The organism is Bradyrhizobium betae (assembly GCF_004123905.1).
Lineage (GTDB): Bacteria > Pseudomonadota > Alphaproteobacteria > Rhizobiales > Xanthobacteraceae > Bradyrhizobium > Bradyrhizobium betae_A.
This window is the reverse complement of sequence record NZ_MZXW01000016.1, coordinates 170,039-184,592: the sequence shown is the minus strand read 5'-3', so window position 1 is coordinate 184,592 and position 14,554 is coordinate 170,039. Positions and strand designations below refer to the sequence as shown.

The following is a 14,554-nucleotide window of genomic DNA, read 5'->3' as shown; positions in this document are numbered from 1 at the left end:
TTCCGCGACAATACAGCCACGCGGATGCCCGCGACAAGCGCGGGCATCCGATATCCATCGCAGCACTCATTCCTTCAGATATCGATCGAAGAACTTTGCGATGTCGGTAAAGGCTTCCCTGGTCTCCGGCACATTGATGTTGAATTGGTACTGCGCGTGAGACTGGCCTTCATAGACATTGAGATCGGCGATCACGCCGGCGCGGCGCAATTTGCGATGGGTGCGGACCGTGTTGCTGAGGAACAGGTCGCGTGTACCCGATGTCAGGATGGTCGGCGGAAAGCCCTTGAAGTCGCCATAGATCGGCGAGATGTAGGGCGTCTTCAGGTCTGTCCCGTTGGCGTAGAGCTTTGCGGCGCGGCCGAGCCAGCCGTCCCAGGTCACCAGCACGTTGTCGACCCACTCATTGCTGGCATAGGTGTCGCCGAGCTTGTCGATATCGGACCATGGCGTGCCCGGCGCGATCGCCGCCGGCTTCGGAAGCTTCTCGTCCTTCCCGCAGCACCATTGCGAGCGTCATTGCACCACCCGTCGACGTGCCGAAGATCGCCATCCGGCGCGCGTCATTTGTTTTCGTGACCTCCTTCCAGACCGCCATCGCATCGTCCATCGCGGCGGGATAGGGGAAGTCGGGCGGCATGCGGTAGTCGACCGAGATCACCTTGAAGCCGCCGAAGCCCGCCATCATGATCGCTTCCGGCAGCGCGGCTTCGCCGGGTCCGAACACATAGCCGCCGCCATGGACATGGACCAGAAGGCGCCGACGATTCTCCGGCGGGATCTTGCTCGGCGTGACGATGAAGCAATGCACGCCGGCGATCTTGGTCTCCTCGACCTTGACGCCGAGCTTCTCCTTCATCGCGGGAACATTGGCAATCGACAGCTTGGCGCGGCGATCGATCAGCTCCTTCCATTCCGCCGGCGTCTTCGGGTCCGCATTGAAATGCGGCGGAAACGGCGCGCCGATCATGGCCTGCATGTCGGAGCTGACGTCATTCGACGGATTGGTGATCGACTTGACGGGCGCGACCCGCTTGCCGTTTTCGGCATTGGCCGCCGCCTCGTTCCTGGCGAGTTCGTCATAGGCGAGTGCGGCCTGGGTGTAGGCGGCGGTGGGTAGTGCAATGGCGGCAAGTGTGATGATGGCGATCGAAACGATCGCCTGATGCGGTTCGCGCATGCGTTCTTCCCCTGGATCCGTTTCGTTGTTGTTGGACCGGGATCCTGCGGTGTGCCGCTAGGCTAGACCAGCGTGCACAGGCCGTGAAGTGCTACCTGCGACGCGAAGGCCGCGGCTATTCCTCGGCTTTGAACGGCCGCGTCAGCAGCCCCTCGATCGCAGCGTCAATCGTCAATCTGCCGTCCAGGATGGCGGCCACTGCTTGCGAGACCGGCATATCGACATTCGCAGCGGCCGCGAGCTCGACCAGCACCGGCGCGGTAAATGCGCCTTCGGCAAGCTTGCCCGCCGGCGCAGTCTCTCCGCGACCGAGCGCTATCCCGAGCGCAAAATTGCGCGATTGCGCGGTCGAACAGCTCAGCAGCAGGTCGCCAAGGCCGGAGAGGCCCGCGAGCGTCTCCGTGCGCGCGCCGCAGGCACGGCCGAGCCGCGCCAGCTCGCTGAAGCCGCGTGTGGTCAGCGCGGCGAGCGCGGAAGCGCCGAGGTTGCGGCCGACCACGATGCCGGCGGCAATCGCCAGCACGTTCTTGGCCGCGCCGCCGATCTCGACGCCGCGGACATCCGTCGTGTGATAGGGCCGGAAGGTTGCCGAGCCCAGCGCCTGCACCAGGCGGCTCGCCAGCTCTTCATCCTTCGCCGCCAGCGTCACCGCCGTAGGCAGGCCGCGCGCGACGTCGTCGGCGAAGCTCGGGCCCGACAGGATCGCCGGCTGCGCGTGAGATGCGGCCTCGGCGATCACATCGGTCATGAATTTATGCGTGCCGTGCTCGATGCCCTTGGCGCAGGCGACGACCGGCGTCGGGTTTGCCATGTGCGAGGCCAGCATGTTGACGGCGCCGCGCAGATGCTGCGCTGGCGTCGCGATCAGCAGCATGTCCGCGCGCGCGGCGAGCGCGAGGTCGCTGGTCACAACGATCTCCGGCGCCAGTCGTACACCGGGCAGCCGCGGATTGTCGCGGGTAGAGGCGATGCGCGCGGCATGTTCCGCATTGCGCGCCCACAGCGTCACGTTTCGTCCGGCCCGCGCCGCCACCGTCGCCAGCGCCGTGCCCCAGGCACCTGCGCCGATCACCGCGACGGACTGGAACGCGGTCATGGCTAGTATCCCGCTCGCGTCTTGCCGTAGCCGGCCGGCGCAGTCGCGTTGGCATCGAGCAGCCAGCGCGCACGCGGCTGGGCTTCCATCGTATCGGTGAGGCCGAGTGCGAGGCGCTCGGCGCCGGCCCAGGCGATCATCGCGCCATTGTCGGTACAGAGCGCGGGCGGCGGCATGATCAATTGTGTCTGCGCCTGCCTGGCAACGTCATCCAGTGCGCCGCGGATCGCTTGGTTGGCGGCGACGCCGCCGGCGGCCACCAGTGCATGCGGTGCGCCGAACCGCTCGCGGAAAAGCCGCAGGCCGACGCTGAGCCGGTCAGCCGTCGAATCCAGCACGGCGGCCTGGAAGCTTGCGCAGAGATCACTGATGTCCTGCGGCGTGATCTCGGGGAGCCGGCTCGCCTCGGTGCGGACCGCGGTCTTCAATCCCGACAGGGAGAAATTGGCATCGGGGCGGCCCTGCATCGGCCGCGGAAGCGCAAAGCGCGTGGCATCGCCGTTTGCCGCCGCGCGCTCGACCTGCGGACCGCCGGGATAGGGCAGGCCCAGCATCTTCGCAACCTTGTCGAAGGCCTCGCCGATGGCATCGTCGACGGTGGTGCCGAGCCGCACATATTGGCCGACGCCGGTGACCGCGACGATCTGGGTATGGCCGCCCGAGGCGAGGAACAGGCAATAGGGAAATTCGATTCCGTCGGTCAGGCGCGGCGTCAGCGCGTGCGCCTCCAGATGGTTCACCGCGACCAGCGGCGTGTCGTGCACCATCGCGATCGCCTTCGCGGTGGTGAGCCCGACGATGACGCCGCCGATCAGCCCCGGCCCCGCAGCCGCTGCGACACCGTTGAGCTGGGCATAGTCGATGCCGGCCTCGTGCATGGCACGGTCGATGATGCCATCGAGCACGTCGACATGCGCGCGGGCGGCGATCTCCGGCACCACGCCACCGAAGCGGGCATGCTCCTCGATCTGGGACCGCACGATGTTGGACAAAATCTTGCCGCTGCCGTCAGGCGCGCGCTCGACCACGGCCGCGGCGGTCTCGTCGCAGGTGGTTTCGATGCCCAATACCAGCATTGGCGAATTGTTATCCAATTTGCGCCCTTGCGCTCATCCGGAAACCAGAGTTCTGGTACGTCCGGTAGCATTCCGGGGTCGGCTTGTGCAATCGTCACGCGCGGCCATCCCAGCGAATGCGTCACCGTCACGCGGTTCGGGAACACCAGCGATGTCCATCCTTGTCACACGGCCGCATCCCGACAATGAGGCGACGGCGGACAATTTGCGCGCACGAGGGCATGTGGTGTTGCTCGCGCCGGTGCTCAAGTTCGAACCGGTCGCTTTCCACGACGAGAGCGAGGCGAACTATAGCGCCATCATCGTCACGTCGGCCAATGCGATCCGTGCTGTCGCGCCGTTGTTGCAAGATCCTGGCTCAAAAGACCTCGATCTGTTGAAGCTGCCGCTGTTTGCGGTCGGAGAACACACCGCAGCAGCTGCCCGCGATGCCGGCTTTGTCGAGGTGATCGTCGCCGGCGGCGATGCCGCGGCCTTGCGCGACAAGGTCGTTCAAAGTGCGCGCGAGAAGGTGCTGAAAAAGAAAGGCACGTTGCTGTACCTCGCCGGCGCTGATCTGTCGCGCGATCTCAGTGGTGAGCTCGGAGCCGAAGGATTCAGCGTGGTGACGCAGACGACTTATCGCATGGCCCCGGTCAAGATTCTCCCGCGCGACGTCTGCGACGGCTTTGCCGCGCATGGCATCGAGGCGGTGCTGCATTACTCCCGGCGCAGCGCGCGGGCCTTCCTGGAGGCGGCACGGGACGAAGGTGTCGAAATCTCGGCGCTGGCGATCCCGCAATGTTGCCTGTCGGAGACCGTCGCGGCGGTGTTGCGCGATGCCGGGGCGTCGCAGGTTCTGGTGGCCGCGTCGCCGGACGAAAACGCCTTATTTGGCACCTTGGAGCGTGCTTTGCGGACCCGTTTGGCGTAAGAGGTCGGGCCGAATCCGACGCAATCGGGTCCCATTTTGGGCATGTAAGTGTGAGGAACCGTCACGATGGCCGACGACAAGCCTGAAGACGCAGGCAAGCCTGAAGACGCAGGAATGGCCCCCGAGCCCGGCCGCGCCAAGCGCACCCCGCCCACCATCGACCTCGAGGCGACCGAAGTCTCCACCCAGCCGCAGGACGTGGCGGGTGAGCCCAAGGCTCACCACGCGGCCGAGCAGGCTGCGCATGGTCAGGCCACGGTTGAAGAGACCAAGCCTGAAGACGTCAAGGCCGCGGAAGCCAGGCCCGAGCCGCAGCCCGCCGAGGAACAGCCTCCCGTCGCGTCCGCACCAGTATCACCCTGGGTTATCGCTCCTTTGTCTGGTGCCGTTGCAGCGGCGCTCGTGATCGCGGTCGGCTGGGTGTTGAGCTGGCCCACGGTGCAGGCGCCGCCGGCCGCGCCGCAAGTGACGAGCGCGACCGTCGACGCACTGAGCGGTCGCGTTGCCGCCGTCGAAGCCAGGGCCAGCAAGCCCGCCGCCGATCCGGCCATGGTGGCGCGGATCGACGCGCTGGAAAAATCAGCGAGCGCCTTGCGCGGCGACATCGCCAATCTGCGTGCGCAGTCCGACAAGACTGCAAGCGCTCTCAACGGTACGACCTCTCCACCGCGTCCGGCGGCACCTGATCTTGTCGCTCTCAACGACCGCATTTCGCAGCTCGAGCGCGCCAGCACGACCGCCCGCGCCGAGCTCGTGCAGCAGGGCGAGAAGATCGCCGATGCCAGGACGATGGACGACAAGCCGCTGCGCCACGTGGTCGCGGCGGCCCTGCTCGATGTCGCCGTGCGCCACGGCGATCCCTACCAATCGCAATTGACAGCGGCGCGGTCGCTGGCGGCCAAGCCCGAACTGCTGAAACCGCTCGATACGTTCGCTGCCGCCGGCATCCCGACGCCGGTCGCGCTGAGCCGCGAGCTCCTCAACATCGTGTCAAAACTGTCGCCGCCGGCTGAGGCGCAGACCAGCGGTGCCGGCATCGTCGAGCGCCTTCAGGCGGGAGCCTCAAAGCTCGTCCGCATCGAGCGTACCGACGGAGTTGGCAACGACCGCGGCGCCATCGTCGCGCGGGTCACGGCTGCCGCGCTCCGCAACGATTTCGTCGAGGCGCGGCGCGAGCTGAAGATGTTGTCAGAGACCGATCGCGCGCCAGCACAGGCCTGGCTCGACAAGACCGATGCCCGCGACGCCGCACTTGCGGCCTCCCGCAAATTCGCCGACGACGCCATGGCAAATCTCGCCAAGCCTGCTCAATAAGATTCGCGCAACAATCCGCGCGTATAGGGATAGCCATGCTTCGCATCGTCCTTTTCCTCGTCCTGATTGCGCTCGCTGGCGCCGGCGCGGCCTGGGTGGCTGATCAGCCCGGCAATGTCGTGATGACCTGGGGTGGTTATCGCGCTTCACCGAGCATTCCCGTATTTGTCCTTTGCCTTGGCATATTCGCAGTCGTGATCGTGCTGCTCTGGAGCATCGTGACGATGATCTGGCGCATGCCTGGACGCATGCGCCGCCGCCGTCATGACAAGCGTCATGCGCGCGGTCGCCACGCCATCACCCACGGCCTGCTCGCGATCGGCCATGGCGACACCGCGCTCGCCCGTCGGCACGCGGTCGCGGCGCGGCGTCATGCGCCCGATGATCCTCTCGCGCTGCTGTTGCATGCGCAGTCGGCGCAGCTCGACGGTAATCGTGACGAGGCGCAGCGTGCCTTCCGCGCCATGGCCGAGCGCGAGGATACGCGCCTGCTCGGCCTGCGCGGCCTGTTCATCGAGGCGCAGCGCGCCGACGACGCGGTCGGCGCCGTCATGATCGCGGAGGAGGCGATCAAGCTGTCGCCGTCCTCGACCTGGGCTTCGCATGCGGTGCTCGGCTTCCGCTGCGCCCGCGGCGACTGGAGTGGCGCGCTGGCGATCCTCGATTCGAATCTGTCCGCCGGCCTGATCGACAAGCAGGCCTATCGCCGGCAGCGCGGCGTACTGCTCACGGCGCGCGCGCTTGAACTGGAGACGATGGATCGCGACGTCGCGCGCGAGAGCGTGATGGAGGCGATCAAGCTCGCGCCGACGCTGGTGCCGGCCGCCGTGCTCGCCGCGAAATTCGAGAGCGAGGCGCATCAGGTGCGCCGCGCCATGAAGCTGGTCGAGGCCGCATGGCTCGCCAATCCGCATCCTGATCTCGCCGACGCCTATGCCCACGTGAAGCTCGGCGATGCCGCGCGGCAGCGCTTGCAGCGGGTCGAGACGCTCGCGGCGAAGACGCCAGCCGGCAAGCCCGGCCATGTCGAAGGCCAGCTGGCGATTGCCCGCGCCGCAATTGACGCTTCCGAGTTCGCGCGCGCGCGCGCCGTGCTGGCGCCCTATGTCAACGATCCGACCCAGCGCGTCGCACTGCTGATGGCCGAGATCGAGCGGACCGAGCACGGCGATGGCGGCCGAGCCCGCGCCTGGACCCTGCGCGCGGTGCGTGCCCGCCACGATCCGGCCTGGACCGCGGACGGCTATGTCAGCGACCGCTGGCACCCGGTCTCCCCGGTCACCGGCCGCCTCGATGCCTTCCAGTGGCAGACGCCGGTCGCGAGCCTTCCTTCCGACAAGGGCGCCACGATCGAAGCCTCGGCCTTCGAGGAAGCGATGCTGGCGGCCCCGCCGCCGAAGCGCGTGACAGCGGCCCAGAGTGAAAGCACGGCGGAACCGGCCGTGACGGCACCGGCTCCGCTGCCAGCCGCACAGGACAATTCGCCTCCTGAGGCCAACGAAACTGCCAAGGAAACGGCCAAGGAAACTGCCAAGGAAGCCATCAAGGAAGAACCTACGGTCGCGCCCGCCGAGCCCGTCAATCCGGCCCCTGCGGCCGCCGAATCATCGCCGGCGGCGGCAACGCCGGTGTTCCGGACCCGCGCCGATCTTGGCAAGCCTGCACCGGCCCCGATCCCCGCCGTCATCCCGATCGTCCGAGCGCCCGATGACCCCGGGGTCGATGACGAGGGCCCGAGCGATGAATTTACGGAACAAATCGGCACGCCCAGGGGCCATGCAAAGGCCCAGGCCGGCGGCTGGCGCGGTTTCTGGTCCCGCTGGGGCGCGTGAGGCGCATTTCGAAGCCGGCTCCACCTTGCCAATTCGGGCCATGCCCGATATCAGGAGCGCGCGTATCGGGACCGGTATCGCCGGGCCCCGGCAGGGTTCGCCGCAATAGCTCAGTTGGTAGAGCACGTCATTCGTAATGACGGGGTCGGGGGTTCGAGTCCCTCTTGCGGCACCAGCGCCTCCCTTCATCCCATCGTCACAGGCCGATTTATTGCTCACGGAGACCGGCCGGCGTGCGCGTTGCGCTCTGCGCTTGCGTCTCTACGATGTGTCGCCGGCAAATGCGCGTGACGGAGCAAGTGGTGGGGACGGAGAATAGCGCCGGGACGACGGAGTCTTCCCGGCAGGTTTACGACGATGCATGACATCCTCGTCGCTGTCGTTGCGATGCTGGCCTTCGGCTGCATCGGCCTGCCGTTCTCGCTGCTTCTGCCATCGCATCGGTTTTTAGTTCGATGGGCGCTCGCGCCTCCCCTAGGCCTCGGCCTGCTGGCCGCAGCGACGGCCGTATTTTACGTTCACGGCATTCTCGCGCCGTGGACCACCATGGCGATTCTCCCGATAGGTGGCCTTGCGCTCGCGGCAGCACTGCTGGCGGGCCGTCCGCTCGCGATCCCTCGCCGAATGACCGTGATTGTTGCGTCGGCCATCGCTCTCATCGTCATCATCTGCCTAGCGCCGGCCTGGGTCGGCGGATATCGCTTCAGAGTTTTCCAAGGCAACGTCTACGACCACATGCTTTACGTCGGCTCGGCGGTCGCTTATCGAGCTGTCGACTACACCCATCTGGTGGTCCGATCCAATGCGGACCTGCCGGATCCAATCTTCCCGATGGCCCTGTGGTTCGTCGATTGGCGCGGCGCAGTTTCGATGATGCTTGGCGCAATTGCGGCTCTGACGAGCGGGAGTGCCGTTGATTGCGCTTATCCATATATGGTCGCGCTGCAGCTCAATATGCTCTTCGCAGCACTGTTCGTCTTCACCAACGTTTTGGCGTTAGGACGATGGATGGCCGCGATATGCGCAACCGCGCTCACGATCGGATTCTTCGAGCAGTATATTTTCGATATCAATGCAATGTCGCAGCTGGCGGGACAGCCACTCTTCCTGCTGTTGTTCGGCTTCGCTGTTCTTGCTCTCGATAAGGATCGCTTCGGTACTGGCGGAGCAGCAGTCTGGCGGATGATCGCGATATTCGCGGCCCTGATCGCCGGTATCTTCTTTCTGTATCCGGAGCCACTTACCGTCTACGGGCCGGCGATCGGCATCGCAGTCGTCTTCGCACTTCGCTTTCGCGATTCGTGGCAGGCTGTCCCTGTTGCCGCCGTGGGGATCAGCGGCGGCATTGCCGCCGGCCTGCTCTTGTGCGTTCCGTTGTGGTCGGGAACTGGAGCGTATGTCGTAAGAGTTCTAAGCCAGGCTGCCGGCGAAACGCCCGATTGGTGGAATTATTTCCAGCGCTATCTGTTCGGCCGCGAAGAGTCCTATCTCGATGTCATCGGCGGTCACGCGAGCAGTCCGGGCCATTTGCTTGACGCCTGTTTTTCATGGCCGGTAGAGGCGACAGTCGCGGCGCTCGGTCTCTTTGAACTTCTGCCGACATCCGGCTGGCCAGTCGTGCTCGCTGTCGTCTGGAAGCTTGTGCTGTACGGTTTCGTCGGCATGCTGCTGATGAATATCGCCGCGGCGATCCTGTGGGCTTGGCGCAATGAGCCGGAGATGCCCAGGACACGTTTCCTCCTTGGCAGCATCGTGGGCTGCCTCGTCCCGCTCGGAATATTGGCTACCGGCCACGGCTGGGCTGCCGGCAAAGGCTTGGCCATGGCCGCGCCGATGCTGTTTACGCTCCTGGTCTCTCCACTCCTGACAGGGCCCAAGAATCCGACAGGCGTCATCACGAGCAGTCTCGTCATTCTGTGTCATCTGTGCCTTGGCCTGGCGCGGCCATTCCTCGTCGCCGGTCATGCATTGCCCGGGCTCCCGACCGCCTCGGCGCACGTGGAAATGCAGAAGGCGGCGCTCGACTGGGACTATCAGCGCATCAGCTCGGAGATCAGGACCTGCAAGGGCCTCGTGATCGAGACGTCCAATCCGATGATGGACAATCTGCTGCGGCGCATCGCTGTTGAAACCGGGATTCCCTGGGCCGCTCCGAAGACGATGAGTTGGTCCAGCAAATCGGGCCAGCACCATTTCCCGTCCGGGTGGGAGCAATTCGATTGCCTCGCGGCGGCCGATCGGCTGTCGTCGGGCGATGGAAGAAAACTCGTCGATCTCGCAATGGAGCATACCGCGCGAGATTTTCTCAATGGGCGTCGAGACAACCTCGAATTCGGAACAAAAACTCCGTCAGGCATCAAAACGACGGGGCTGTACGGACTCGAAACGACACCAGGTGGCGATCTTCAGTGGGCTGGTCCGAAAGCAACGTTCGAATTTCCCAACAGGCCGTCTCCAGCACGAACACTGCAATTCCGGATTTGGCCAATGCCTGTGTCGGGAGATCGGATCGGCATACGCATCAACGGCAAGGAGATATTCGCGGGATCTCCGCCTCAATCGTTGCTGTCGCGATCATTGGACGAATTCGCGGGCGACGAGACGCTTCGGCTCGAAATCGAGACCAATGCTGCGACTCATTTCCCCGGCGACCCGCGTGAGCTCGGCTTCGCGATCAGGGAATTGAGCCTGCGCCGATAATGAATCGACGGAAACGGCCAGGTTGGCAGAACATTCGCGACTTGCGTGATTTCGATCACATAACGTCGCGCGGACCTCCCGTAATGTCCCGGTCACGCAAACACGGGGAGATTTCACATGCGCAAGATCATTCTGGTTGCCGCCATGGTCCTGGTTTCCGCATCTGCCCAGGCAGGCGACCGCAGCCTGTCGATGTCCGCGGCGACGGACCACAGCTCCGCTTCGCAAATCATCACGACCGCGGCCCCGGCGACGCAAATCAGCGAAGTCGCACCAGCCGTCGAGGCTCCGAAATATGTCGATCGCCCGCCGGCAATCCCGGCTCCTCCGGCTCCCGCCGCCGCCCCTGCGCCCGCTGCAGCGACTGCTCCTGCCGTGACCACGACGGCTTCAGCACCGACCGCAACTCAGCCTGCGCCAAAGACAACCGCAAAGGCCAGCAAGCCGAAGTCCAAGCACGCCTGGACCGAGCGCCGCATCATCAGCGAGCTGCATCGCCACGGGATCTATTGGTAAGTCGCAGCTTCCCCCAAAAAGCAAATGGCCGGGCGAAAGCCCGGCCATGCGCGTATTGAAGCGCGGTCGCTTACTGCGAAACCGTCTGCACCACGCTTGAGATCGGACGCGTGGTCGTGCTTGCGGTCGGCACCTTCAGATCCTTCATCACCGCCTCGTCATACTCCGGCAGTGACTGGAGGGTCGTCTTGGCCTTCATCTGCACGACCTTGTAGCCGCCGGCCTTCAGCCGCGCGAGCAACGCCGGCATGGCTTCGCCGGTATGCTTCTGGAAGTCGTGCATCAGGATGATGCCCTTGCCGAGCTTGTCGAGCCTGGTCATCACGGTCTCGATGATCTTCTCCGGCGTGGCACCTTTCCTGAAGTCGAAGGAGTCGATGTCGGTCGAGAACATCGCGACGTTGCGGGTGCCGAAATAGCTCACGATCGCCGGATTGTGCTGGAGCTGCGGGAAGCGGAAGAACGGTGCCGGGTTGGTGCCGAGCGCGTATTTCACCGCGCTGATACCCTTTTCGACCTCGTCCTTGGCCATTTGCTCCGTCATCTTCTTGCCGTTCAGGTTGACGTGCGACCAGGTATGCGTGCCGACCGTGTGGCCCTGGGCCAGCACCTGGCGCAGGATTTCCGGATGATAGGTCGCATGCTTGCCGACCGAGAAGAACAGGCCCTTGGTGCATTCATCCGCGAGAGCCTTCAGCACTGCGGGCGTGTTCACCGGCCAGGGACCGTCATCGAAGGTCAGCACGACTTCCTTGTCGGTCAGGAAGTCGAACTGCTTGAAATGATCGAAGCCGAAGCCGGGGCCGCCTGTCGTGTCGATCTCGACCACGCGGGAGACGCCGAGCGCATTCGGATTGGCGCAGGCCTGCTTCTGCTGAACCGGCATGGCCGGAGTGGGCGGAGGTGCCGCCTGAGCAAGTGCTGCCGGCTTGCCGGCGATCGCCGCGGTGGTCTCGACGTCATCCTTGGCGGCGAGCTTGGCCTGTGCCGGCAATGGATCGGCGGCACGGGCGGCGACTGTCTTGGGAGCGCCCTGATCGGCGCGCGAGGAATAATAAAACCAACCGCCGGCGGCGATTACGACCGCCGCAAGGACACTGGCCAGCATGAGGCCCAACGCATTACGCATCGCTACTCTTTCCAATTATGCAACCAAACCAGCGGAATTCCCCGCGCGACGAGCCATTAATGCGAAGGAACAGTTAACGTGACACCAACACGACAGCGTTTGCGTCGGATTTTCAGCGAGGTGCGCCAACGTGACCGATGTCACAGTTGGGGTGCGGCCCGTGACCGTCATCACAGTGGAAACTGTTTTGCTGGAGCATCGTAGTTCCCATCAACAACGGGTCCGCCACGGCGGCGCCACTGGGAGCTTCAAATGACCAAGTCGTTTACTGCCAAGTCCTTCTCTGCCAAGTCCCTGACGAGCAAGATCCGCGACACCAGCCTGGCCCTCGGCTTTGCCACCATCGTCTCGATCGTTTCGACGACCTCGAGCTTCGCCTTCTCGTCCGAAGCGCAGCAGCAGTGCACTGGCGACGCCTTCCGCCTCTGCTCGTCGGAAATCCCCAACATCCCGAAGATCACGGCGTGCATGATGAAGCATCGCTCCGATCTGAGCGCCGGCTGCCGCGCGGTGATGGACAAGGACCTCGCCAAGGGCGCGTCGCGCAAGGTCGCTGACGCCCAGGACCAGTAAGAGACCGCCAGTAAGCGCGCAGCTCGAGATCGTTGCGTCGGTTAGCTCCCCTCGCGATGTGCCCCGGCGTCACGCCGGGGCCACGCGGTGGTGCCATCCAGCCTGCCAATAAAGCCGTTGCGGCTCAGGGATCGTCGCACTAGCTTCGCCCGCATGTTCTTCCGGGTAAGAGGCATTACGCGATGACCAGATTTCTTTTCATTGTTTCTTTGATTCTGTGCGCGTCCAGCGCATCCGCGCAACAGCAGCCCGGTCACGATGCTTGCGCACGCGATGTCACGCGCTTCTGCCGCCCGGTGATGAACAATGGCGATGGTGCGGTGCTCGCCTGCCTCAAGCAGAACCGCAGCAAACTGAGCAAGGGCTGCGACAAGGTGCTGACTGAACACGGGCAGTAGGACGCGGCGAAGCAAGACCTACGTGCTGCTGCCCGCCGCGGTCGCGACCACCGGCAACACCTCTGCACTCGCACGGTCCGGCGTCTCTTCTTTCCACCGTACCGAGCCGAACGGACGCTCCAGCATGCGGCGGATCCGCACCGGATCGGGGCCGATGTGAAAATCGATCGCCTGCTGATGCAGCGCGCGCTCGGACTGGGTCGAACGGTTGCGCTGACGCAGATAGTCGAACCAGGTTGGGCAGTGATAGCGCTCGGTCCACAATTCGGGGTCGGCGATGTCGCGCGCAATCGACCAGCCGTAAGCGCCGTTGCGCTGCCGGGAGAGCTGCACGTCCTGCATCACGTTGTGGAACGCACGCGCGTTCTCCTGGGCGACCCGGTATTCGATCTCGACCACCAAGGGACCACTGCGCCCGGTGATCGACAGCTTCACCTCGGGATCGGCGAGCACGTCGGCGTCCTCGTTGCGCGCGCCGACGCGCGGCATGGTAAGCCAGAACCCCACCAGCGGCGAGACCAGCATCAGGCCGGCCGCCGTCAGCAGCGCGACCTTGACGCCGGCATAGTCGGTGAGATGGCCCCAGCCCCAGGCGCCGATCGCGATGCCGCCTGATATCGAGGCCTGGAACGCCGCGAGCGAGCGGCCCGCGACCCAGCGCGGCGCCGAGAGCTGCACGCCGATATTGAACAGCGCCACCGCCGCCATCCAGACCGCGCCGGCGAGCACCAGCGCAGCCGCAGTCAGCACCGGTTCGCTGCTCACGGCGAGCGCCGCCATCGCGAATGCCATCGAGATGGTGCAGGCGCGGATCGCGGCCTCGCCGCTCATGCGCTTGCGCAGTTCGTGGATGTTGAGCGCGCCGACGACAGCACCCATGCCGAAGGCGCCGAGCATGATGCCGTAGGTCTGCGCGCCGCCATGCAGCAGATCGCGCGCCACCAGCGGCATCAGCGCCATGATGGCGCCGCCGCACAGGCCCATCACCAATGTGCGCAGCAGCACGATCTTGATCGGCGGCGAATTGGTGATGTAGCGGAAGCCCGAGACCATGGCGCGGTTGAGTTTTTCGCGCGGCAGCCGCGAGGGCTCGGTATTGCGCCGCCAGAGCAGCAGCACCATCAGCAGCGGCAGATAGAGGATCGCATTGCAGGCAAAGGCCGCCACCGCGCCGAGCGATGCGACGATGACGCCGCCGACCGCAGGGCCGAAGCTGCGCGCGATGTTGTAGCTGATGCCGTTCAGCGCGACGGCCGACGGCAGTGCATCGGGCGGCACCTGCTCGCTGACCGAAGACTGCCAGGCTGGGCCGAACAGCGCGTTGCCGCTGCCCACCACGAAGCAGAAGGCGAGCAGCAATTCCGGTGTGATCAGCTTGAGCCAGGCCAGCACCGTCAGCGCCGTCGCGCCGGTCAGCGCGATCGCGAGCGAGACCAGGGTGACGATGCGGCGGTCATACATGTCGGCAATGGCGCCGGCCGGCATCGAGATCAGCATGATCGGCAGCATCAAGGCGGTCTGCACCAGCGCCACCTTGTCCGCCGAGGCCGCCATCTGCGTCATCGCCCAGGCCGCGCCAACGCCCTGGATCAACAGGCCGAGATTGGAGAGCAGGCTGGCGAGCCAGATACGCCGGAATACGGTGTACCGCAGGGGGGCGGTGATGCCGTCGCCGGCGAATTTCTGACGGTTCGGCTGCTCGGTCATATCCCCTTCCAAATGGGCTGGCAGAAGTGATCTTGGAGTGGTCTTGGGTGATTCCGGCAAGATCAGTGATGCCCGCGAAAGTCCTTCGCTGTCCAGTGGTTAGGCCGCTATAAGCGGTGC

At 65.0% G+C, this 14,554-nt stretch carries 11 protein-coding genes, 1 tRNA gene and 1 pseudogene; 8 read left to right on the top strand and 5 right to left on the bottom strand.

Going from position 1 to position 14,554, the window contains the following annotated elements; all coding sequences use genetic code 11:
• Positions 1–66: 66 nt before the first annotated feature.
• The 3 genes and pseudogenes from B5V03_RS11035 to tsaD form a co-directional block, all read right to left on the bottom strand.
• Positions 67–1,180, bottom strand: a pseudogene (locus B5V03_RS11035) (alpha/beta hydrolase).
• Between the two features lie 115 nt (positions 1,181–1,295).
• Positions 1,296–2,276, bottom strand: coding sequence for an NAD(P)H-dependent glycerol-3-phosphate dehydrogenase (locus B5V03_RS11030; RefSeq protein WP_129270040.1), 981 nt, complete (start codon positions 2,274–2,276; stop codon positions 1,296–1,298).
• 2 nt (positions 2,277–2,278) lie between these two features.
• Positions 2,279–3,352 (bottom strand): tRNA (adenosine(37)-N6)-threonylcarbamoyltransferase complex transferase subunit TsaD, encoded by a 1,074-nt coding sequence (tsaD, locus tag B5V03_RS11025; protein WP_129270038.1) that lies wholly within the window; start codon positions 3,350–3,352, stop codon positions 2,279–2,281.
• A gap of 151 nt (positions 3,353–3,503) precedes the next feature.
• Between tsaD and B5V03_RS11020 the strand changes: the two genes are divergently transcribed.
• The 6 genes from B5V03_RS11020 to B5V03_RS10995 all read left to right on the top strand — a co-directional run bounded on the left by B5V03_RS11020 (position 3,504) and on the right by B5V03_RS10995 (position 10,627).
• Positions 3,504–4,265, top strand: a complete 762-nt coding sequence (locus tag B5V03_RS11020) for a uroporphyrinogen-III synthase (RefSeq protein WP_129271177.1) — start codon at positions 3,504–3,506, stop codon at positions 4,263–4,265.
• 66 nt (positions 4,266–4,331) lie between these two features.
• A complete protein-coding gene (locus B5V03_RS11015; protein ID WP_129270036.1) occupies positions 4,332–5,579 on the top strand; it encodes a COG4223 family protein in 1,248 nt (415 codons plus the stop codon).
• Positions 5,580–5,614: 35 nt separating this feature from the next.
• On the top strand, positions 5,615–7,411 hold the full coding sequence (locus B5V03_RS11010; protein WP_129270034.1) for a heme biosynthesis HemY N-terminal domain-containing protein: 1,797 nt from the start codon (positions 5,615–5,617) through the stop codon (positions 7,409–7,411).
• A 99-nt stretch (positions 7,412–7,510) separates the two neighbouring features.
• Positions 7,511–7,586, top strand: a tRNA-Thr gene (locus B5V03_RS11005).
• Positions 7,587–7,768: 182 nt separating this feature from the next.
• Positions 7,769–10,111: a hypothetical protein gene (locus B5V03_RS11000; protein WP_129270032.1), complete on the top strand. Its 2,343-nt coding sequence runs from the start codon at positions 7,769–7,771 to the stop codon at positions 10,109–10,111.
• A gap of 117 nt (positions 10,112–10,228) precedes the next feature.
• Positions 10,229–10,627 carry a hypothetical protein gene (locus B5V03_RS10995; protein WP_129270030.1) on the top strand — a complete coding sequence of 133 codons (399 nt, stop codon included), beginning with the start codon at positions 10,229–10,231 and terminating at the stop codon, positions 10,625–10,627.
• 70 nt (positions 10,628–10,697) lie between these two features.
• Here B5V03_RS10995 and B5V03_RS10990 read toward each other — a convergent pair whose 3' ends face one another.
• Positions 10,698–11,756, bottom strand: a complete 1,059-nt coding sequence (locus tag B5V03_RS10990) for a polysaccharide deacetylase family protein (protein ID WP_129270028.1) — start codon at positions 11,754–11,756, stop codon at positions 10,698–10,700.
• A 252-nt stretch (positions 11,757–12,008) separates the two neighbouring features.
• Between B5V03_RS10990 and B5V03_RS10985 the strand changes: the two genes are divergently transcribed.
• The gene (locus B5V03_RS10985) at positions 12,009–12,329 is read left to right on the top strand and encodes a hypothetical protein (protein ID WP_129270026.1); all 321 of its coding nucleotides are present in this window, start codon (positions 12,009–12,011) and stop codon (positions 12,327–12,329) included.
• Between the two features lie 182 nt (positions 12,330–12,511).
• On the top strand, positions 12,512–12,727 hold the full coding sequence (locus B5V03_RS10980; RefSeq protein WP_129270024.1) for a hypothetical protein: 216 nt from the start codon (positions 12,512–12,514) through the stop codon (positions 12,725–12,727).
• A gap of 18 nt (positions 12,728–12,745) precedes the next feature.
• On the opposite strand, the gene B5V03_RS10975 is transcribed toward B5V03_RS10980, so the two are convergent.
• Positions 12,746–14,434, bottom strand: a complete 1,689-nt coding sequence (locus B5V03_RS10975; RefSeq protein WP_129270022.1) for an MFS transporter — start codon at positions 14,432–14,434, stop codon at positions 12,746–12,748.
• Positions 14,435–14,554 lie beyond the last annotated feature (120 nt).